The organism is Xenorhabdus szentirmaii DSM 16338 (genome assembly GCF_002632585.1).
Lineage (GTDB): Bacteria > Pseudomonadota > Gammaproteobacteria > Enterobacterales > Enterobacteriaceae > Xenorhabdus > Xenorhabdus szentirmaii.
Genome location: NZ_NIBV01000002.1, coordinates 677662 through 697586 on the forward strand (window position 1 = coordinate 677662; position 19925 = coordinate 697586).

The 19925-nt window shown below is 41.2% G+C and carries 23 protein-coding genes; 15 read left to right on the top strand and 8 right to left on the bottom strand.

Features of this window, described 5'->3' with window-relative positions:
- Positions 1–2: 2 nt before the first annotated feature.
- The 3 genes from Xsze_RS12815 (at position 3) to flhA (ending at position 4417) form a co-directional block, all read left to right on the top strand.
- Complete coding sequence (locus tag Xsze_RS12815) at positions 3–968, top strand: fimbrial protein (RefSeq protein WP_038241419.1); 966 nt, start codon at positions 3–5, stop codon at positions 966–968.
- Positions 969–1170: 202 nt separating this feature from the next.
- Positions 1171–2322, top strand: coding sequence for a flagellar biosynthesis protein FlhB (flhB, locus tag Xsze_RS12820; RefSeq protein WP_038241421.1), 1152 nt, complete (start codon positions 1171–1173; stop codon positions 2320–2322).
- Complete coding sequence (flhA, locus tag Xsze_RS12825; protein WP_038241423.1) at positions 2315–4417, top strand: flagellar biosynthesis protein FlhA; 2103 nt, start codon at positions 2315–2317, stop codon at positions 4415–4417. Before flhB ends, flhA begins: the two co-directional genes overlap by 8 nt.
- A gap of 132 nt (positions 4418–4549) precedes the next feature.
- Here flhA and Xsze_RS12830 read toward each other — a convergent pair whose 3' ends face one another.
- Positions 4550–4882: a hypothetical protein gene (locus tag Xsze_RS12830; protein ID WP_038241424.1), complete on the bottom strand. Its 333-nt coding sequence runs from the start codon at positions 4880–4882 to the stop codon at positions 4550–4552.
- A 130-nt stretch (positions 4883–5012) separates the two neighbouring features.
- Between Xsze_RS12830 and Xsze_RS12835 the strand changes: the two genes are divergently transcribed.
- The 7 genes from Xsze_RS12835 to srlR all read left to right on the top strand — a co-directional run bounded on the left by Xsze_RS12835 (position 5013) and on the right by srlR (position 10311).
- Complete coding sequence (locus Xsze_RS12835; protein WP_038241426.1) at positions 5013–5585, top strand: DUF4291 domain-containing protein; 573 nt, start codon at positions 5013–5015, stop codon at positions 5583–5585.
- 692 nt (positions 5586–6277) lie between these two features.
- Positions 6278–6826, top strand: coding sequence for a PTS glucitol/sorbitol transporter subunit IIC (gene srlA / locus Xsze_RS12840; protein ID WP_038241428.1), 549 nt, complete (start codon positions 6278–6280; stop codon positions 6824–6826).
- A gap of 21 nt (positions 6827–6847) precedes the next feature.
- The gene (gene srlE, locus Xsze_RS12845; RefSeq protein ID WP_038241430.1) at positions 6848–7876 is read left to right on the top strand and encodes a PTS glucitol/sorbitol transporter subunit IIB; all 1029 of its coding nucleotides are present in this window, start codon (positions 6848–6850) and stop codon (positions 7874–7876) included.
- 18 nt (positions 7877–7894) lie between these two features.
- The gene (gene srlB, locus Xsze_RS12850) at positions 7895–8257 is read left to right on the top strand and encodes a PTS glucitol/sorbitol transporter subunit IIA (protein WP_099138222.1); all 363 of its coding nucleotides are present in this window, start codon (positions 7895–7897) and stop codon (positions 8255–8257) included.
- Between the two features lie 9 nt (positions 8258–8266).
- On the top strand, positions 8267–9046 hold the full coding sequence (srlD, locus tag Xsze_RS12855; protein WP_038241434.1) for a sorbitol-6-phosphate dehydrogenase: 780 nt from the start codon (positions 8267–8269) through the stop codon (positions 9044–9046).
- Positions 9047–9067: 21 nt separating this feature from the next.
- Entirely contained in the window at positions 9068–9424 is a 357-nt protein-coding gene (locus tag Xsze_RS12860; protein WP_038241436.1) for a transcriptional regulator GutM, read from the top strand.
- Positions 9425–9537: 113 nt separating this feature from the next.
- The gene (srlR, locus tag Xsze_RS12865) at positions 9538–10311 is read left to right on the top strand and encodes a glucitol operon DNA-binding transcriptional repressor SrlR (protein WP_038241693.1); all 774 of its coding nucleotides are present in this window, start codon (positions 9538–9540) and stop codon (positions 10309–10311) included.
- Positions 10312–10480: 169 nt separating this feature from the next.
- Here the strand turns inward: srlR and Xsze_RS12870 are convergent, their stop codons facing one another.
- The 7 genes from Xsze_RS12870 to flgA form a co-directional block, all read right to left on the bottom strand.
- A complete protein-coding gene (locus tag Xsze_RS12870; RefSeq protein WP_038241438.1) occupies positions 10481–11497 on the bottom strand; it encodes a matrixin family metalloprotease in 1017 nt (338 codons plus the stop codon).
- Positions 11498–11622: 125 nt separating this feature from the next.
- Complete coding sequence (locus Xsze_RS12875; RefSeq protein ID WP_038241440.1) at positions 11623–11877, bottom strand: hypothetical protein; 255 nt, start codon at positions 11875–11877, stop codon at positions 11623–11625.
- Positions 11878–12159: 282 nt separating this feature from the next.
- Positions 12160–12534, bottom strand: a complete 375-nt coding sequence (locus Xsze_RS12880) for a hypothetical protein (RefSeq protein ID WP_099138221.1) — start codon at positions 12532–12534, stop codon at positions 12160–12162.
- Between the two features lie 791 nt (positions 12535–13325).
- The gene (locus Xsze_RS22780) at positions 13326–14333 is read right to left on the bottom strand and encodes a hypothetical protein (RefSeq protein ID WP_244431870.1); all 1008 of its coding nucleotides are present in this window, start codon (positions 14331–14333) and stop codon (positions 13326–13328) included.
- A gap of 195 nt (positions 14334–14528) precedes the next feature.
- On the bottom strand, positions 14529–14969 hold the full coding sequence (locus Xsze_RS12890; RefSeq protein ID WP_038241445.1) for a flagella synthesis protein FlgN: 441 nt from the start codon (positions 14967–14969) through the stop codon (positions 14529–14531).
- Positions 14970–14995: 26 nt separating this feature from the next.
- Entirely contained in the window at positions 14996–15295 is a 300-nt protein-coding gene (flgM, locus tag Xsze_RS12895) for a flagellar biosynthesis anti-sigma factor FlgM (protein ID WP_038241446.1), read from the bottom strand.
- 123 nt (positions 15296–15418) lie between these two features.
- The gene (gene flgA / locus Xsze_RS12900) at positions 15419–16090 is read right to left on the bottom strand and encodes a flagellar basal body P-ring formation chaperone FlgA (RefSeq protein WP_038241448.1); all 672 of its coding nucleotides are present in this window, start codon (positions 16088–16090) and stop codon (positions 15419–15421) included.
- A 299-nt stretch (positions 16091–16389) separates the two neighbouring features.
- Between flgA and flgB the strand changes: the two genes are divergently transcribed.
- Genes flgB through Xsze_RS12925 form a run of 5 tightly spaced genes read left to right on the top strand, consistent with a single transcriptional unit; the run spans position 16390 to position 19914 of the window.
- Entirely contained in the window at positions 16390–16806 is a 417-nt protein-coding gene (flgB, locus tag Xsze_RS12905; protein ID WP_038241450.1) for a flagellar basal body rod protein FlgB, read from the top strand.
- Between the two features lie 5 nt (positions 16807–16811).
- On the top strand, positions 16812–17216 hold the full coding sequence (gene flgC, locus Xsze_RS12910; protein WP_099139137.1) for a flagellar basal body rod protein FlgC: 405 nt from the start codon (positions 16812–16814) through the stop codon (positions 17214–17216).
- A gap of 13 nt (positions 17217–17229) precedes the next feature.
- Positions 17230–17925, top strand: a complete 696-nt coding sequence (gene flgD / locus Xsze_RS12915; protein ID WP_038241453.1) for a flagellar hook assembly protein FlgD — start codon at positions 17230–17232, stop codon at positions 17923–17925.
- A gap of 15 nt (positions 17926–17940) precedes the next feature.
- Entirely contained in the window at positions 17941–19140 is a 1200-nt protein-coding gene (gene flgE / locus Xsze_RS12920; RefSeq protein WP_038241455.1) for a flagellar hook protein FlgE, read from the top strand.
- A gap of 21 nt (positions 19141–19161) precedes the next feature.
- Positions 19162–19914, top strand: a complete 753-nt coding sequence (locus Xsze_RS12925) for a flagellar basal body rod protein FlgF (RefSeq protein ID WP_038241457.1) — start codon at positions 19162–19164, stop codon at positions 19912–19914.
- Positions 19915–19925: the final 11 nt, after the last annotated feature.

The following is a 19925-nucleotide window of genomic DNA, read 5'->3' on the forward strand; positions in this document are numbered from 1 at the left end:
AAATGATCAGTAAGTTGATGATGAAAAAATTATATCAATTATTTTTACCGGTAATCTTTCTGGGGGGGATATTATGTTCCACTGGAGTTGAAGCCACTGGGTGTGATCCCGACGATCCGGATATCAAGATGTTGGGCAGTTCTCCAGTTGATCATACTTTTAGTATGGACCAGAGTGATTATTTTATATATGAAGTAGAAGTACCACTTGGGGTTGGGCATGATTCAGACTATATGAAAAAGCTTCGTAGTTCTAACAAAATATCATATGGTGCTTCAAAACCCCTGACTGCACAAAAAAACGATAGCAATCAAGTTCTTTCTTACATGGACGGTATTAATATGATAGTGAAAAGTGGACCCCATTACTTCCATCATACCACCGCTAATAAGTTAGGTAATGAAAGCAATGTGTGGATTAGATTTGTCAGAGGAAATAACTTTCATCCAGGAATATTTAATTTTTCTGACGTGCCTGACTTATGTATCAACAAAGATGGTAAGGCCGTATTTAAAGTCAGACTCACCGGAACACTAACGATCAAAGAACCGACTTGCACAGTTATTGATCCACCACCAGTGGATATGAAGAGCCATGGTATTAATGAATTTACCGGTAAAGGTTCCGGCACAAGATGGGAGGATGCCAGTATTGTTTTGACTAAATGTCAATATGCTCCTAGCCTGTCGATTAGTATCTCTCCTGTTAATGGAGCGAATAATCCAAAAGAAGGTATCATGGAAATTGACAGTAGTGGAGATGCTGCTAAAGGTATCGGTATTCAGTTGAGATATGACCTTACTGGCAATAGCTTTGTAGAATTTGGAAAGAAACATAAGTTGAATAAATCAATAAGTGCTGGTTCCGGGATTAAGATCCCATTATCGGCACGTTATATCCAGACTGAAGACAGCGTCAGCCCCGGCAAAGCCAACGGCAGAGTTACCTATACTATAAGCTATAAGTAACATCAGCTATAAATAGCACCAATCCCACTGCCGGAGCTACCCAGCTTCCGGCACTCTTATAATTCCCCAAATACCCCTGCAAATTTCGCAGTGTTCCCGCCATTGAATTTCTGGGCTTTTGTCATGCTTAGCACAATTTCATTTGCTCTTTTCCAAAAGCAAATTTTTTGCACGTAATAACGAACGCTCACCAAGGAAAGCCGTGGCTCAAGATAGCGATCTCGAAAAAACCGAAGAACCCACGCCCCATAAACGAGAAAAAGCTCGTAAAGATGGACAGGTTGCGCGTTCTAAGGAACTTACCTCAATCCTGATGTTGTCGGGAGGGGTTAGTTTGCTCTGGATGAGTGGACAGTCGATCACTTATGAACTTTCTCTGATGGTATTTGAGGGATTCAATTTCGACCACAACATGGTGAGTAATGACAAACAGATGGTGCAACAAATTGGCCGTTTGTTGAGACAGGCCGTTTGGGCATTGCTGCCCGTTTTTGTCGGATTGGTTTTGATTGCCCTGAGTGCACCGGCATTAATGGGAGGACTTATATTCAGCTCAAAATCCATCAAATTTGATTTGGCTAAGCTGAATCCCATTTCTGGTTTGAAGAAAATCTTCTCCATGAATGCGCTGGCGGAGCTCTTCAAAGCGATTTTGAAAGCATCATTGGTTGGCGGTGGTGCAGCCTTGTTTATCTGGCTTAACTGGCCTGCCATGCTCAGCCTGACAGCTCAACCTCCACTGATGGCGTTGAGTGATGCGATGATGATGCTGATTTTTGCTGGTTATATTGTCTTATTTATGTTGATACCGATGGTGGCGTTTGATGTGCTTTATCAAATCCGCAGTCACCTGAAAAAATTACGAATGACCCGTCAGGAAATCAAGGATGAATTTAAGGAGCAAGAAGGGGACCCACATGTAAAGGCAAGAATACGTCAACAACAGCGAGCGGCTGCACGTAAGCGCATGATGGCTGATGTACCGAAAGCGGATGTCATTATTACCAACCCGACTCATTACGCTGTTGCCCTGAAATATGACAGTAAAAAAATGGGCGCTCCAAAAGTATTGGCAAAAGGAGCGGGGCTCATTGCCTTGCGCATCAAAGAAATTGGTGCCGAAAATCGTATTCCGTTACTGGAAGCTCCACCTTTGGCAAGGGCGTTATTTCGTCACGCTGAAGTGGGAGGTTTTATTCCAGCAGCGCTCTATGCTGCTGTTGCAGAAGTGCTAGCCTGGGTTTACCAATTGAAACGTTGGAAACAGGAAGGTGGCCTAAAACCGAAAACACCTGAAAATCTGCCAGTGCCGCCAGCACTGGATTTTGCTGGAGAAAATAATCGTCATGGCTAATCTGGCTTCATTACTACGTTTAACGGGAAGTCGTTTACCGGGAAACATGAAAGGTTCCGAGTGGCAAATGCTTGCCGGGCCTGTTTTGATCCTTATGATCTTGTCGATGATGGTACTACCGTTGCCACCATTTCTGCTTGATCTGCTCTTTACTTTCAACATTGCACTTTCCATCATGGTATTGCTGGTGGCAATGTTTACTCGTCGGACGCTGGATTTTGCAGCATTTCCGACTATTTTGCTATTTTCAACCTTACTGCGCCTGTCACTGAACGTTGCTTCCACACGAATTATTCTGATGGAAGGGCATACAGGTTCGGCGGCGGCAGGACAAGTTGTGGAAGCGTTTGGTCACTTTCTTGTCGGCGGTAATTTTGCAATTGGTATCGTTGTCTTCGTTATCCTGATCCTGATTAACTTTATGGTCATTACCAAAGGTGCGGGGCGTATCGCAGAAGTCGGGGCTCGTTTCGTTCTGGATGGCATGCCCGGCAAACAGATGGCTATTGATGCTGATTTGAATGCCGGATTGATTGGCGAAGAAGAAGCTAAAACACGTCGTGCCGAAGTAACACAAGAAGCAGACTTTTACGGTTCAATGGATGGGGCGAGTAAATTTGTCCGTGGGGATGCCATCGCAGGTTTGATGATATTGGTGATCAATATCATCGGTGGCCTGATTGTCGGTGTTGCTCAACATGGTTTGACATTGGGTGATGCGGCAGAAGCTTATACCTTGCTGACCATTGGTGACGGATTGGTTGCCCAATTACCGGCATTAATTATCTCTACTGCTGCCGGTGTTATCGTCACCCGTGTTGCAACGGATGAAGATGTTGGCCAGCAAATGGTAACCCAGCTTTTCAACAACCCTAAAGTGATGATGTTGAGTGCGGGGGTGCTTGGCCTGCTTGGTTTAGTCCCGGGAATGCCAAATTTTGTTTTCCTATTATTTACGGCAGCATTGGCGGGTGTTGGTTATTTCTTATTGCGTAAGGAAAAAGATCCATTAATGACACAACATGAAGAGATGAAAGCGGTGGAAGAGCAGCAACAAACCGCAGAGGCTTCATGGTCTGATGTGCAACTTGAAGATCCACTGGGAATGGAAGTCGGCTACCGACTGATCCCGATGGTAGATTTTCGTCAGAATGGGGAACTGCTTGGACGCATCAGTGGAATACGTAAAAAATTCGCACAAGAAGTGGGATACTTGCCACCTGTCGTGCACATTCGGGACAACCTCGAATTAGCGCCTGCCAGTTACCGCATTATGATGAAAGGGGTGGAAATTGGCCGTGGTGAAGCGCATCCGGGGCGTTGGCTGGCAATAAATCCGGGTGGTGCGGTAGGAGAACTGCAAGGTGATTTAACAACTGATCCAGCCTTCGGACTGGCCGCTGTCTGGATTGATGACAGCCTGAGAGAGCAGGCACAGGTACAGGGTTATACTGTCGTGGCAGCCAGTACGGTTGTTGCAACACACCTTAATCACCTTTTGTCTCAATACTCCAGTGAACTGTTCGGCAGACAGGAAGCGCAGCAATTGTTTGAGCGAGTCAGCCAGGAAATGCCAAAACTGACAGAAGATTTCATTCCTGATGTCATTAGTCTGACAACCTTGCATAAAGTTTTGCAAAACTTACTTTCAGAGCAGGTACCTATCCGAGACATGCGCTCTGTGATTGAAACTTTGGCAGAACATGCACCAGTCCAGAAAGATCCTTATGAATTAACGGCTGTGGTTCGGATTGCACTGGGTCGGGCCATTGCTCAGCAATGGTTCCCGGGAATGGATGAAATCAGAGTCATTGGTTTGGATGCAGGTTTGGAAAGACTGCTACTGCAAGCATTGCAAAATGGGGGGGGATTAGAGCCAGGATTGGCAGAAAATCTCGAGCGTCAGGCTGCTGAGGCATTGGAACGTCAGGAAATGTTGGGAGCTCCACCTGTATTATTGGTTAATCATGCGTTGCGTCCGCTGTTATCACGCTTCCTCCGTCGGGTATTGCTGCGCTTGGTGGTATTGTCTAACCTTGAAATCACTGATAATCGCCAAATCAGAATGACCGCAACTATCGGTGGTTCGAGATAACCTATTCTGTACCCAATGAACTTCAAAATGCAGCCGATAACGCTGCAACATGAAAGACAAAGGAAAAATAAGATGATCACATTAGTGGTCATCTTATTTTATTGGCATAGAAATATAGCAATAAAAGAAAAATCAATCTGCAGGGCCTTGCCAAACTAATTGCGATCTCATTGCTTCTGGAACTAATTCAAACAGCATTTTAATTCGTTTTTTATGAAAATGATAATTTGTGCATATTTTATCGCTGGTATTTTCTAAATAGTATCTGGCTTGATTATTTAAAAAATAAATATCTTGATCGCAAATTTCAGTTCCTTTTAGAGAATTAACGATATTATGCAGTAATTCTGCTTCGTGATAGCAAGATTTATCCCGGGCTTTCCTGATAGGCCCATGTGTTTGTACATTTCTGATATGAGGAAGTGCAAAACTTAACATATCGATGTATATATCAATGCGGTTCATGAAGTTGCCTTAAGAAAATTATCTTTTATTGATAAAGTATCTGGTGTACATTATATGGGCGTATAAATTATCTTAATTTCACTCAAAATATTATAGACTTTATTGATTACGTACAATAAAAAAGGGCAATATGTTTTCATATAAAAATAATTCAATCAAAGCAAATTACACAGATGAATCTATCAGAGTGTATCAGGCTTACTCTCATTCAATAGCCGACAGCGCGATAAAAGCAGGCACTTTTGTTTCTCCTCCCTTTAGTATGACTCGAATGACATGGATCAAACCCTCATTTTTATGGATGATGTACCGATCTGGTTGGGCTAAAAAAGATGTAGGCCAGCAACGTATTCTGGCAGTTGACCTGACACATGATGGATTTAAAGAGATTATTCAGCAAGGCACCATCAGCCATTTTGATTCTAAATCTTTTGATTCCCAAAAAGAGTGGAAAGAAAAAGTACAAAGGAGTGATGTTGTTATTCAGTGGGACCCAGAACGGGATATCTTTTTGAATAAATTAGAGCAGCGAACAATCCAAATTGGCTTACGTAACAAAGCAGTAGAAGACTATGTTAATCACTGGATTTTTAATATTACGGATATCACTGAATTGGCTAATGAAATTCATGTTCAGATGAAAAATAATAATTTGGATATGGCTAAATCGTTATTGCCGGAAGAGCGGATATATTTAGGTTAATATGAAATTTTGCCTATCACAGTGCAATGAATAGCGCAATTAATGCTGATGGGCGGATCGTACATTAATCATTCATGTACCTGAATATAAATTCAAAAAATCAAAAACTAAAAATAGTAAGTTAATAAAAATTATGCATAGAATTGCCTATGGCCATAGGCAATTCTATGCAAACAAAAACGAATTATTGTTAGTTTAAATCTTAAATATATTCGTATATATGAAAACAAAAACTAATTTTATATCACTGAGAAGAAATTTGTGGTAAAGAAATTAACAAAAAAGTTAAGTCTGCAATAAATTCTCATTTTTATCATGCAAAATCAGTTGGTTATTATTAATGATTTCTATCTCGGAATATTGCATTATAAAAATATAACTGCATTCCAAAATTGCTTTTCATGCTAAAAGCCTCTTTACGCTTCAACTAATATTTCATATTGAAGACGTTAATTTCTAATTGGTTTTTTTACCGACTCGATATTTATTTCCTTTTCTGTGTAAATAACCTATTGTTTATTAATTAAAAATTCTATTTTTTATTTTAATTGTTTCATTTTGAAATTTAAATTGAAAGATTAAAGTTTCATTTTGTGATCTATTTAAAATCAGACTGACAGTTCATTGACTATCTTTCCTTCTCGTAACCATCGTTTATCTAAACAACGAAAAGATCCTGATGAGGAGAAAAAATGATTGCGGCGATCACCTTTGGTGCAGAGTGGTTTATCGGGTTGTTCCAGAAAGGCGGGGAAGTTTTTGTTGGTATGGTGACAGGCATTTTGCCATTACTGATCAGTTTATTAGTGGTGATGAATGCCCTGATCAAATTCATCGGTCAACATAAAATAGAACGGCTGGCACAACGATCTGCGAGTAATCCCATCACCCGTTATCTGTTACTGCCTTTAGTCGGCACATTCGTATTTTGTAATCCAATGACTTTAAGTTTAGGGCGCTTTTTACCTGAAAAATATAAACCCAGCTATTACGCAACAGCTTCATACAGTTGTCACTCCATGAATGGCTTATTTCCGCATGTTAATCCCGGAGAATTATTTGTCTATCTCGGCATTGCCAGTGGATTAACCACTCTTGGGTTACCCCTTGGCCCTCTTGCTGTCAGTTATTTTCTTGTTGGCCTGTTTACCAATTTCTTCCGTGGCTGGATAACCGATCTAACAACACGCTTTTTTGAGCGAAAAATGCGTGTTCGGTTAGATAACAACGTTCGTCTGTAATTGATGAGCGGGAGGAGCAAAATGAGTGATTATCTTCGTATTGAAAAAGGTCATAACGGCTGGGGCGGGCCTTTGGAATTGCCCATTGTTTCTGGCAAAAGCATTCTTTACATCACGGCAGGTACACGCCCTGCAATTGTTGATGTGATGAGTGAAATCACCGGTTGGCCTGTCATTGATGGTTTTAAAGAGGGAGAACCCCCGCCAGAAAAAATTGGAATTATCGTGATTGATTGTGGAGGAACATTGCGTTGCGGCATTTATCCCAAACGCAGAATACCAACTGTAAATATCCATGCGACAGGACGTTCTGGCCCGCTGGCGCACTTTATTGTTGAAGATATCTATGTTTCGGGAGTAAAACCGGAAAACATCAGTAAAGTGACTAAAAATCAGCATGATGCAGAAAATGAGCAGAATGAGCAGAATGAGCAAATCGCAGCGCAGCCCTATCAAAATAAAAATACAGAGAATTGTCTGGAAAAAGAGTACAACACCACAAAGAAAATCACTGAGCAGAGTGATGGGCTGCTGGCTAAAGTGGGTTTAGCGATGGGATCGACTGTCGCTGTATTTTTTCAGGCAGGACGTGAAACGATTGATACTGTACTGAGCATCATTCTCCCATTTATGGCATTTGTTGCCGCTGTTATTGGGATCATTATGGCATCCGGTTTTGGGGATTTTATTGCTCACGGATTAATTCCTCTGGCCAGCAATCCATTTGGGCTGATATTACTGACATTGATTTGCTCATTCCCTTTGCTGTCTCCCTTTCTGGGACCCGGTGCAGTTATTGCTCAGGTGATTGGCGTATTGATCGGAGTACAAATTGGCCTTGGTAATATAGCGCCTCATTTAGCGTTGCCCGCATTATTTGCCATTAATTCTCAGGCTTCCTGTGACTTTATTCCTGTGGGATTTTCGCTTGCCGAAGCGAAACCGGATACGGTACGCGTTGGTATTCCCTCCGTGTTGGTAGGAAGATTCCTGACAGGCGCCCCAACTGTATTAATTGCATGGGGTGTTTCCGCCTTTATTTATCAGTAAAGATTTTTCTGGAGATATTTGATGATCATTTTTGAAACAAAAATAACCCGGATTGGTTCAAGTGCTCATGATGCACTACTGGATAATATGCTGATTTTATTTCGTGAAGGTGCTCCGATTGATTTGGAGGAATACTGTTTTATCCATGCGCATAGTGAAATGGACGGAGAGTTGGAAGCAGGCAATGAAATGCAATTAGGCAATGAAGTTTATTTGATTACCGCTGTGGGAAAGGTTGCTTCAATCAACTTGCGAGAGCTGGGGCATATCACAGTTCATTTTGATAGTGCCCATAAAGCTGAATTATCTGGTTCTATCCATGTGAAAGGTTATATTCCGGCGGCGGTTTCATTAGGCAGCACATTAAAATTTATTAAATAGGAGGAAACGATGTCTGACGTTGCGGTGGTTGTGGGGGGAGGCCAGACACTGGGGGCTTTTTTGTGTGAAGGATTGGCAGAAGCAGGATATCGTGTTGCTGTTGCAGATTTAAATGGTGAAAATGCCAGCAAGGTAGCTTCGTCCCTGAATGATAAATACAAGACAGGGACAGCCAAAGGTTTTCAGGTTGATGCGACTTGTGAGGAGAGTGTGAAAGCATTGGCGACATCGGTGGCTGCCACCTTTCATCAGGTTAATTTACTGGTATATAGTGCAGGAATAGCTAAAGCGGCACCTATTACTCATTTCCCACTGAATGATTTTGAACTGTCATTGCAGGTTAATCTGATTGGTTATTTTCTCACAGCGCGGGAATTTGCCCAGATAATGATCCGTGAGGGTATTAAAGGACGCATTATTCAGATTAATTCTAAGTCAGGCAAAATGGGGAGCAAACATAATACAGGTTACAGTGCGGCGAAATTCGGGGGTGTGGGATTAACACAATCATTGGCATTGGATCTGGCAGAATATGGTATTACGGTTCATTCGCTGATGTTAGGGAATTTGTTGAAATCACCGATGTTCCAATCATTGATTCCTCAATATGCCGAAAAACTGAAAATCAAGCCGGAAGAAGTAGAATCGGTTTATACCGCGAAAGTTCCTTTGAACAGAGGATGTGAGTACCAGGATGTCCTGAATGCCCTGTTGTTTTATGCCAGTGATAAAGCGTCTTATTGTACCGGGCAATCTATCAATATTACGGGCGGTCAGGTGATGTTTTAACCGATTAACAAAGGGCGGATCATGGCAGCTGATATTATCACTATTGCTGTTATTGCATGGCTGGGACAAATTTTCTTGGGTTGGTATCAAGTCAAAAGTTTCAATCATGCATTGGTACATTTGGCCGACAGTGGCAGAGTGGGAATTGGGCGCTCCAACAGACATTTTAAATCTCGTGTCATTATTGCCATTGCCGTGGATGAAAAAGGCACTATTGCTTCAGCGATAATAATGGAAGGCATCACAGTCTTTGCCCGTCCCAAAGTATTGCCCGAGTTATGGGGAAAATTGGTGAACGATTTGGAGCCAGACCTGATTTTCCCCGATAGCATTGCTTGTCGTGAAGCTCTGAGAATGGCAATGATGTCGAAAATATAAAATATCAGTTGTTGAGTCCCTAAGTGAGATTTGCAAACTGAACGTGAGTTGGTTTCATGGTGTGTTACCATTCGAGGAAAATGAACGTTAATTTTTTGCTAAAAGAGTAAATGATGAAACCGGAGCAACGGCAACAAGAAATTATTGAATACTTAAGAAAAAATGGCAAAAGTTCAGTCAATGTCCTGATTGAGCGTTTTCAGGCAACGGGAACAACTATCCGTAAGGATTTAACGGCATTGGAACAACGCAATGAAGTTATCCGCACTTATGGCGGCGTGATGTTGGTTCATGAAGAAGATGATCAACCGTTAGATTGTAAAACTCATATTAATGCCGAAAAGAAACAACAAATTGCTCGGGTGGCGGCTGAATTGATACAGGATGGAGATTCCATTATTCTTGATGCAGGGAGCACCGTATTGCAACTGGTTCCGTATTTGGAAAAATTCAATAACATCACAGTGATGACCAATAGCTTGCATATAACGAATGCACTCATTGAATTAAATAATGACCAGACTATTTTAATGCCGGGGGGAACATTCAGAAAAAAATCCGCTTCTTTTCATGGCAGTTTGGCAGAGTCGGCATTTAAATTATTTAGTTTTGATAAATTATTTATTGGCGCAGATGGCATTGATCTCAATATTGGAATGACAACATTTAACGAAGTACATAATGTCAGTAAAGCAATGTGTAACGCGGCTAAAAAAATCATTGTGATGGTGGATTCTTCAAAATTTGGTCGTAAAAGTCCCAATATCGTTTGTTCACTGGAAAAAATTGATACCATTATTACTGACCAAGGTATTCCTTCTGAATCTCTTATTGACTTACGAGAAAAAGGTATTAATGTGATTATTTCAGGAGAAAGTAATGGATAATGAAAAAAATCATTACCTGATGCCAGAGAAATACGTTTGATAATCATGAATTCACAGCCGCCTAGTCACATAGCCTAACTATGTAGCTATTCTTATTCCTATTTTAATCGATAGCATATTTCTCTGGCTGAACAAAAAAACTCATTTAAATTTTCATGATCTTCCTCGTTTAGAATAACCCTTGCTCTTGTAAAATAGGGATCAACAACTCTGCCTTAGGATAAAATATGATGGGTTTTTCTTTACAGGTTTTCGATAACGCAGCATTTCTTTTATGTCTTGTTGAAAGTGGAGAACCACATGCATTTTCCATTTCTATCGCGTCCAGTTCTAATTCAGATGGCCCAATATCGTCATAGCTTACTCTGCTGCCTAATTGGTTGTATAAGCGTAAAAAGTATTGATCATCAGCACCCATTAATGGTGTTCTGGCATCGGGTTGCCCTCGGGGAACCAGTGCAGTAATTGAAGCCCCAAAAACATGCCCGGCTTCTGTATCCAGAGGATCCTCATGAGCCCATTCAAAACTTTCCATATCATCATTTGTATGATGTAAGCCTAAAGCATGACCAATTTCATGAGCTATAACATAATAGACAAACATGTTTGCAATTTCCTGGTCTTCAATGCCTTCAGCTAATACTTCTCTGAAGGTATCGAACTCTTCATGTGAAAAATGCATTTGACGTGATACGCTGATGCCAGGAGTATTAAAAAGTGGGAATGCATAATTATTAAGTATTCTATCCGGTAAAATTAAGGTTGTTAGGGCATACATATTATTTTGCTGAAAAAAACCTTCCTGATTGTGTTCTGGTGCCGTATCTGCTCCGGAGATCCAAAAGTTGACTTCACTCGGTGGGCTTCCTGGGACTTCAGTAAGGGTAATGGGAATACCTCTTTCGTATAGACGCCGATCCCACATAGCGAATGCATTACGTGCTTCGGTTGCCAAATCAACAAGGTAATATGTTGTTCCATTAAAAACCGCAACCTGCCCCACATCCTCTATTCTATATCTTATGTGATTGTTGAAATACCGTGCTGGGCTATAGACCTGATCATTAATAGCGTAAGAGCAAACATGCCTGTTCGGATTGATACGGGCTTCCGGATCATAATCCTGTTCCGGAACAGAAAAAACATCGGATGCTACGAATAATAGAATTAATAAAATATATTTCATCTTGGAATCTCTTTATTTTTAAATTAAAGGGTTGCTATAATTTTAATAAATATATTTAGCCGAAGATAAAAGAATAAAAATATAGCTTCTGAAAAACTCATTTATTATTCAGGATGATTAAGGTATTACCTTTTTTTATTTCTATTGAAGCAATAGTGTTTGATAGTTGTTCCATCTTCATTTTCAACAACAACTGTAACTGATTCTAAACCTTCATCTATTCTATATCTTAAATTATTATTAAAAAATTGAGCAGGGTTATAAATTTGGTTTCCAATCGCGAAAGAGCAAACGTGCCTATTGGGATTTGATAATGCATTTGGATCATATCCATAAGCATAAAATACAGCTAATGATAAAATCAGTAAAATGAGTTTCATTTTTAACCCCATTGTTTTATTGCAGAGCAAGAATATCAGGGTGAGAGCGTAAACGCTTTTTGGGTCTAAGTCGCATCAAATGTAATCACTACTTTAATAAAAGTTATCTGCCTGACTTTATCAAAGGGGCATTCAATACTTTATTGATTTATTCAGGAGATAAACTTTCATGCTCTCACCCTAGAAAATATGAGTAATGAGTGATAAACAAAATATTAGAGTATTTTTTACTTGGATATAAATATATTTATTGAGTATATTATATCTAATAAATACTTATTTTCATACATTACCAACTCCAAGGGCTACAAGACCATCACTATAACATCTCATAATTTTCACCGTTGATCCTGATGTGTATGCCGTCAATAAAAGGGCATATAATGCTCGCGCATTTAGGCCTCCAACCCTGTCAGTGGTAGTTTGACTCCAAGTACCTGTTATATAGTTATAAAAAGATATTGTTGAAGCTTCAGTAGAACCTTTTGGTGTAAAATTAAAGGTGATTTCGGCATCTGCATCGTCGTCAACTCCTAAATAAACAGAACTTACATAACCAATTTTATTAAGGTTTTTATCACAGTTTCCAGCATATGAATAGGCATAATTATTCATTGTCATGAAAATAAGAATAGTTAAAATTATTTTTAATTTCATAATGTCCTCACTCACGGTTAAATATCTGAAAATAAATAAAAGCTAATTTCAATATGAAGAAGATCTCCATATTCAACGGTGTTGAATGCGAATAATTTTATTTGAAATAAAATTTAATGATAAAATACATCGGATTTGTATCACTTTTCCGTTATAGTTTTTATTATAGTAGGGATTGATGGTTTTGTTATTTTTTTTGTAAAAAAAACAAATATTAAATTTATTTTTATGTTAATGGTAATAGAGTTTTAGGTATGTCATCTTTTATTATTATTAAGGTTTTTCATTAAGATTAGGAAGTGTTTAATCATTTGCTAACTACTTATTAATTATGCTTTATATACGCAATGGATTTCAAGTTGCATTGCGGCGGCAAGGGAATGACAAATTCGTTGGAAACGAATTTGCTTAGCCAAAGGCTGACCAAAGGTCGAGAGGCAGAAGCCTCTCATTAATCCCTGGGAGCATAGATAACCGTATGTTGATAAAAACGGTGACCGGGGTGAATGAGCTCAGCCAACAAAGAGGCAACTTGAAAGACGGAGGGTATACACTGCTATACAACTCAACTTTAAAAAGTGAGTTTGTGCTCTGGGAAAAAGATATCTTTCATAAAATATCAGGCCCACTCCATTCTAATTTTTCTTTAAAGTGTTCGGGGACTAACTCAAACAACAATCGAATGCTTTTGTTAATGCTGAATGTGTTTGCATATTTCTGATATAAGATAACGTTTTGTTTAACATTTAGCAGTAAATATCAATTTTATTCATTTTTTATACCTTGATTAATTAAAGTGGGTAATCATCATCATATGATGTGTCGGTGAAATCATTTATATTGAGATTAAAGGAAACAAGATAAGCTTCCAACTCTTCTAACGAATTAATAATTATATAATTTCCGACATTATCATAGTTAGGATCAAACTGATTTTCAATATCTGAACATAAAAATGAAGCAGTTCTTAATTTGAATTTTGCTTTTGATAGTTCGCATTTTTTTGAAAAGTTGGAAAGGGAAAGCATTGCATAAGGTTCAGTATGAAATGGGTATGATGGCTTCAGATTGTCAAGCAGTGACACATCAATCCAAGTGCGGTAGTCTTCATGCGGAGATTTTATCTCCTTGAGTAAAATCTTACCACTTAAAAGCAGATCTATTTTTTGCTTAGAATTTTCATAAATGAACAGCTCTGATAATACTTTTTTGTGGTTTTCGATATGAGGCGCTTTTTTTCTCATTTCATAGAAATAGGCTTTTAGCCAGTAAATCTTAACGTAGGAAAAATATTCATGATTATGTTCCAATATATGTTCCAATATAAATTGGATGATGTGACTGATTTCATCTGATATTGCTTTGTCTGATTGTTTGTTGCTGTATTTATGATTTCTCACATGATTTTTAAGTGACTGATATATCATTTGGAAATCCTGCGCTTTTTTGATGTTATTAACCTCTTCATAGTTAATAAACAAATATGATTGCATGTCATAGACCATAATATCGTCAATAATATCTGGCTTTTGAATTTTTATTTTTCTTATGCATTCAACCAATCTCTCACTTTGGAGTGATTCTGTAATGTTATTGAGGATCGCATCATGACATAACAATTCCAGATATTTATCAGATGAATGATTATAAAGGTGGATAACGAAATCTTCATTACCTGTATCCATCAGATCAACGATAGGCCAAAAGAAAGCCTCGTTAAGATTGACCCACATAGGGATCTCAAGAATATTATCACATTCTTTTCGTATTCTGGCTGTGCGATCTTCTTCCGGTGGCATATTGATTTTATTTATTGCTTTATAAAGGAGGGCAGTAACGAATTAACCCTGTTGAATTAAGAAAAGAGCAATGTAATGAAGGTGGATATTTATTCAGGGAGTAAATGAAAATTAGCAAAGACAGACCTCTCATCATTGCTGATAAATCAAGAGGCCTGTATAGAGAGGTGACTGTTTCAGCAGAATGAAAAATATTCAAACACTGATCTTGTGACCTGATAACGCCGAATTATGGCGGGCTTGCCCATCTGCACCATAAAAAGAGGGGCTGTGATGGCTTTTCAGAAAACTAATTGCTTTACTGTTCAACTCCATATGGCTATCCAGCAGAAATCCATTGTGCGTATTTAAATCACGGATACGTTTAACCGCCAGGCTAATTTGTTCCCATAATATCGCCAGTCTTTCATGGTCAAAGTAAGGCGCATTTATTTTCAGCGTTTCATTTAAATACTGACGCTTACGTTCAGCATGGTCGATTGCCGAAAGTAAAAACGTTTTTTGTTCCGTCACTCGGTGTAAGTGATTCGCTTCAATAAAGCCTTCGCTCAATATGCGCTGCTCTTCTGCCATAGTGTGCGAAAGCGAATGTAAATGCGCACTTTGCTGTTCAAGCAAGAGTTGAAGTTCTTCCATTTATGGCTCTTTATGCTCTTGATGGTTTATTTATCATATTCCATGTTTTCAAGGGCTTCTCTGAACAAGGCATCAGCGATTTTACCGCTGTCCATTGTCAGTGTTCCCTGTGCAATGGCTTCTTTCAGTTGTTGTACTTTCTGGATATTAATATCTTGACTGCTTGGCTGAACGAGTTTTTTCTGCGCTTCGCTCAATTTGACTTGTGTATCGGCGCTTTTTTCTGCGATAGCCAGAGTTTTGCGAGTGCTCTGAGCACCTTCATTGGCATTGCGTTGTTGTAACGCAGCAATAGCCAGTAGAGGTTGAGTGCGTTCAATACTCATAATCGTAATCCTTTAATCAGGCATTGTTTATTTGTCTTAGGTAGCAGGCGATATACCGCTGGCATGCCTGTAAAATCATGGTCTGTTGGTTATATCGGCTGAAAGAAATAAAACTTTAGTCATTTATAACATCATTTTTACACTGCCATTTTCTTGGGCTTCACCGGTAATAACCTGCCCGGAATTCAGGCGGACACGGATATTATCAAAACTTGCGGCATTGTTAATTGCTTTTCCTTCATAACGCACCTGAAATTGGTGTCCACTGACGGTAACGATGACACTTTGCCCGGCTTTAATGGCCCATGGACGCCGGATCATACTGCGTGTGATGAATTGTCCGGCAGGTATATTGCGGGTGGCAATACTATTTTGTATGGCCTTTCTATTACGGATTATGTCGTTTGGCAGTTTATCCAAAGAGCCTGTTTTGACCTGAAAATCTTTTTCCGTCACGACCGCATTACGGTTAATTGCTCGTTTGGAAACTAAATAGGAACCCACGACGTTAACATAGACCTGAATAAAACGACGTTGCTGCCCACAATTCACTGGCATAGAAAGATTACCCCAAGTTTTATTATTCATCGGGGGTTGTATTTCAGGAAATTCACAAGTCGGCCATTGTTGTTCAGGAGTTTTAATCTCCACTGAAACTTTATGACCGGAAGTCGGGTGGATCTGCCTGAAATAATCAGTGATTGATTGCGATAAGTTATTTCCCCAAGACAAAAAACTGCTAAAAAATAGATTAAAGAAAATGGCAATAAACCCGATAGATTTTAATGCAGGCATGTCATCACCTTAACCCGTTAGCGAACCATGATTTCAAAAATATTCAATACCTATTGGATGTTAAGAGTGTAACTCGATTGATTATTTGTTAATGGGATAAATAGCAATCCAATTTGTTTCTATTCTTCGAATTACCTTTTTCTTCTCCGTTTATTCTGTTAGCTGCTTAAAGCTTATACCCGATGGTGTGCACGTTGAAATACCTTGAATAACGTGCAACGGAAACCATGGAAAAAAGGGGAAATGGGCAATGGATGCAGTGGGGATCGTCCCCGACAGAACAGACCCGAGGGAGGAATATGCTCGATAAATTAGACGCCACCTTTCAATTTCGACAAGAAGCGTTGGCTCTCCGCAATCAACGGCAGGAAATTTTATCCGCCAATATCGCCAATGCGGATACTCCAGGCTATCAGGCGCGTGATATCGATTTTGCTGCCCAACTGAAAAAAACGTTGGCACATGGTCGTGTAACAGGAAATGGAATTGGGCTGACTCTGACTTCCGATCGACATATTCCTGTCCAACCTCAAAAACGTCTGGAGATGGATCTGCTGTATCGGGTGCCATACCAGACGGCAATGGATGGAAATACCGTCGACATGGATATGGAACGCAGCAATTTCGCAGATAACAGTCTGAAGTATCAGGCTGAACTTACTATGACGAATGCACAAATCAAAAGCATGATGTCAGTTCTACAGTCACAAGGATAATGGGAATGTCTCTACTCAGTATTTTTGATATTGCCAGCTCCGCGCTTTCTGCTCAGTCACAGCGACTGAACGTCAGCGCCAGCAATATGGCGAATGCCGATAGTGTCGCCGGGCCAGATGGCGAGCCTTATCGTGCCAAACAAGTGGTGTTCCGTGTTGCTGCACCAGCAGGGCAGGAAGTGGGGGGGGGCCGTGTCAGTGAAGTGGTGGATGATCCCACGCCTTTCCGCCTCGAATATCAGCCGGGCCACCCATTGGCCGATGAAAAAGGGTATGTACGTATGCCGAATGTGGATGTTGTCGGGGAAATGGTCAATACCATTTCTGCTTCCCGCAGTTATCAGGCGAACGTTGAAGTGCTTAACACAACTAAGTCCATTATGTTGAAAACACTGACGTTGGGTCAGTAACAGGAATCCCACTATGGCAGTGACCTCTTCAATCAATGATTCGTTGGATAATTCCACGGTAGGCGAGCTGGCTTCTCTGACCAAGGCAAAGCCACAAAGCAGTGATGACATTAAAGATAATTTCTTGAATTTATTGGTCGCACAGCTCAAGAATCAGGACCCAACCAATCCAATGCAAAATAATGAGCTCACGACTCAGCTTGCACAGATCAGTACCGTTCAGGGCGTGGAAAAACTCAATAAAACACTGGGAGCCGTTGTCGGGCAAATGGAGAACACTCAGTCAATGCAAACAACATTGCTGATTAACCGTGGTGTCATGGTGCCCGGAGACAAGATTCTGGTTGGCTCCAGTGAAGAAAATGGCACCAGTACAACACCGTTTGGTTTTGAACTGACCCGGCCTGCCGACGAAGTGAAAGTCACCATCAGAGACAAGAATGGTGCAATTGTTCAGGAATTGAATTTCAGTAAATTTGATGCCGGCGTTCATGGCTTTGAATGGGACGGCAAAAACGCAGATGGCAAGGAAGTGGAAAACGGTGCCTACAGCTTCACGGTTTCCGCAAGCTATCTGAATCAAGCGTTAGTGGCACTTCCGCTGAATTATGCCGTAGTCAACGGTGTTACGCGGGGTGAGGATGGCACTAAATTAGATTTAGGGCTGGCGGGTACGGTAACCATGGATAAAGTTCGTCAGATTCTTTAATTAAACGGAGGACATATGTCTTTTTCACAAGCGGTCAGTGGCTTGAATGCTGCTGCGAATAACCTGGACGTTATTGGTAATAACATCGCGAACTCGGCGACATTTGGCTTTAAATCCAGCACCACGGCTTTTGCCGATGTTTTCAGTGGCTCTGATGTCGGTTTGGGGGTCAAGGTTTCTGGTGTGATCCAGAATTTCAAAGATGGCTCAACCACCAGAACAGATCGTCGGTTGGACGTTGCCATCACACAAGGCGGTTTTTTCCGCATGGAAGATGCCAACGGCAGTGTTTTCTATTCGCGCAATGGTCAGTTCCAGATGGACAGTGAGCGCAACCTGATCAATATGCAGGGCATGAAGCTCACCGGCTACCCTGTAGTCAATGGCGAAGTTCAGGTTGGCGGAGAACTCAGCCCACTTTCGATTCCGACCATGATGATGGATGCGAAAGTTACCGGCAATGCGCAGATCAAAGCGGGTCTGAACTCAATGGAACCTGCGATAACAGAAGTTTTTGATGCCACTAAGAAAGAAACGTATAACTTCAAAGAGCCTTTGACTGTTTTTGACAGTTTAGGCAATGAGCACGTACTGGATGTGTTTTTTGTCAAAACCGCCGATAACAAATGGGATGTGCATGTGCAGGATACTTCGGTAAAAGATGCTGAAGTTCAGAAAAATGTCAGCCAATTAGCCTTTACTGCCAGTGGGCAATTAGAAACGGTTGCTACCGGTACTTTTAATATGAAAGGGCTGAATGGTTCGGCAGATGCAAATATCGGCCTGGATTTTACCGGCAGCAAACAGCAAAGCATTGGCACGAATACCATCACTGCGAAGACACAAGATGGCTATGCACCCGGTGATTTCACCAATTTCCGTGTTGATAATGACGGCAAAATTTACGGTACCTATTCCAATGGCAGGAATCAGGTTTTAGGCCAGATCGTATTGGCAAACTTTGCTAACCCTGAAGGTCTGGCGGCACAAGGTGATAACGTCTGGACAGAATCCGGTGCATCCGGCAGCCCGATTGTGGGTCTGGCAGGAAGCGGCAACTTAGGTAGGCTGGTAAGTGGTGCGCTGGAATCCTCTAACGTGGACATGAGCCAAGAGCTGGTCAATATGATTGTCGCCCAGCGTAACTATCAATCCAACGCCCAGACCATCAAGACGCAGGACCAGATTCTGCAAACGCTGGTCAGCCTGCGTTAATAGCTTTAGGCGGATAGCTTTATGGATCACGTTATTTATACCGCTATGGGAGCCGCGCGCCAAACGCTGGAGCATCAGGCTGTCACATCCAACAATCTGGCCAATGCGTCAACGCCGGGCTTCAAGGCTCAGCTTGCCGCACTGCGATCTGTGCCGATTGAAGGAGAGACCCTGCCGACGCGTACATTGACCGTTGCTTCGACCCCCGGCATGGATAGCCGTCAGGGGCCAATGAATTATACCGCCCGTCCGTTGGATGTCGCTGTCGGACAAGGGGGTTACCTAGCTGTCCAGCTTGAAGACGGGGAAGCCTATACCCGCAACGGTAGCATCCAGATATCACCAGAAGGGCAACTGACGGTGCAGGGGCGCTTGTTGATGGGAGAAAATGGGCCAATAGAGGTTCCTCCACAGGCTGAACTGACCCTTGCCGCAGATGGTACTATCACTGCTTTAATTGCCAGTGATCCACCAACCATGTTGGGACAGATTGGCAAATTGAAAATCGTCAAACCGGAAGAGAATCAAATCGTGCGGGGTGATGATGGCCTGTTCCATTTAACGCCACAGGCACAAGAACAGGTCGGTAATCAGCTGGCAGCCAACGCAGACGTGAAAATCATGCCGGGTGTACTGGAGGGCAGCAATGTCAATCCAGTGGAAAGTATGGTGAACATGATTGCCAACGCGCGCCGTTTTGAAATGCAGATGAAAGTCATACACAGTTCCGATGAAAATGCCCAGCGGGCTAACCAAATACTCGCGATGAGCTAAGCGGGGGGATA

Coding starts and splice junctions, on each gene's coding strand:
- Xsze_RS12815 (WP_038241419.1), top strand. CDS start 3: ATGATCAGTAAGTTGATGATGAAAAAATTATATCAATTATTTTTACCG.
- flhA (WP_038241423.1), top strand. CDS start 2,315: ATGGCTAATCTGGCTTCATTACTACGTTTAACGGGAAGTCGTTTACCG.
- Xsze_RS12830 (WP_038241424.1), bottom strand. CDS start 4,882: ATGAACCGCATTGATATATACATCGATATGTTAAGTTTTGCACTTCCT.
- Xsze_RS12835 (WP_038241426.1), top strand. CDS start 5,013: ATGTTTTCATATAAAAATAATTCAATCAAAGCAAATTACACAGATGAA.
- srlA (WP_038241428.1), top strand. CDS start 6,278: ATGATTGCGGCGATCACCTTTGGTGCAGAGTGGTTTATCGGGTTGTTC.
- srlE (WP_038241430.1), top strand. CDS start 6,848: ATGAGTGATTATCTTCGTATTGAAAAAGGTCATAACGGCTGGGGCGGG.
- srlD (WP_038241434.1), top strand. CDS start 8,267: ATGTCTGACGTTGCGGTGGTTGTGGGGGGAGGCCAGACACTGGGGGCT.
- Xsze_RS12860 (WP_038241436.1), top strand. CDS start 9,068: ATGGCAGCTGATATTATCACTATTGCTGTTATTGCATGGCTGGGACAA.
- srlR (WP_038241693.1), top strand. CDS start 9,538: ATGAAACCGGAGCAACGGCAACAAGAAATTATTGAATACTTAAGAAAA.
- Xsze_RS12870 (WP_038241438.1), bottom strand. CDS start 11,497: ATGAAATATATTTTATTAATTCTATTATTCGTAGCATCCGATGTTTTT.
- Xsze_RS12875 (WP_038241440.1), bottom strand. CDS start 11,877: ATGAAACTCATTTTACTGATTTTATCATTAGCTGTATTTTATGCTTAT.
- Xsze_RS12880 (WP_099138221.1), bottom strand. CDS start 12,534: ATGAAATTAAAAATAATTTTAACTATTCTTATTTTCATGACAATGAAT.
- Xsze_RS22780 (WP_244431870.1), bottom strand. CDS start 14,333: ATGCCACCGGAAGAAGATCGCACAGCCAGAATACGAAAAGAATGTGAT.
- Xsze_RS12890 (WP_038241445.1), bottom strand. CDS start 14,969: ATGGAAGAACTTCAACTCTTGCTTGAACAGCAAAGTGCGCATTTACAT.
- flgM (WP_038241446.1), bottom strand. CDS start 15,295: ATGAGTATTGAACGCACTCAACCTCTACTGGCTATTGCTGCGTTACAA.
- flgA (WP_038241448.1), bottom strand. CDS start 16,090: ATGCCTGCATTAAAATCTATCGGGTTTATTGCCATTTTCTTTAATCTA.
- flgB (WP_038241450.1), top strand. CDS start 16,390: ATGCTCGATAAATTAGACGCCACCTTTCAATTTCGACAAGAAGCGTTG.
- flgC (WP_099139137.1), top strand. CDS start 16,812: ATGTCTCTACTCAGTATTTTTGATATTGCCAGCTCCGCGCTTTCTGCT.
- flgD (WP_038241453.1), top strand. CDS start 17,230: ATGGCAGTGACCTCTTCAATCAATGATTCGTTGGATAATTCCACGGTA.
- flgE (WP_038241455.1), top strand. CDS start 17,941: ATGTCTTTTTCACAAGCGGTCAGTGGCTTGAATGCTGCTGCGAATAAC.
- Xsze_RS12925 (WP_038241457.1), top strand. CDS start 19,162: ATGGATCACGTTATTTATACCGCTATGGGAGCCGCGCGCCAAACGCTG.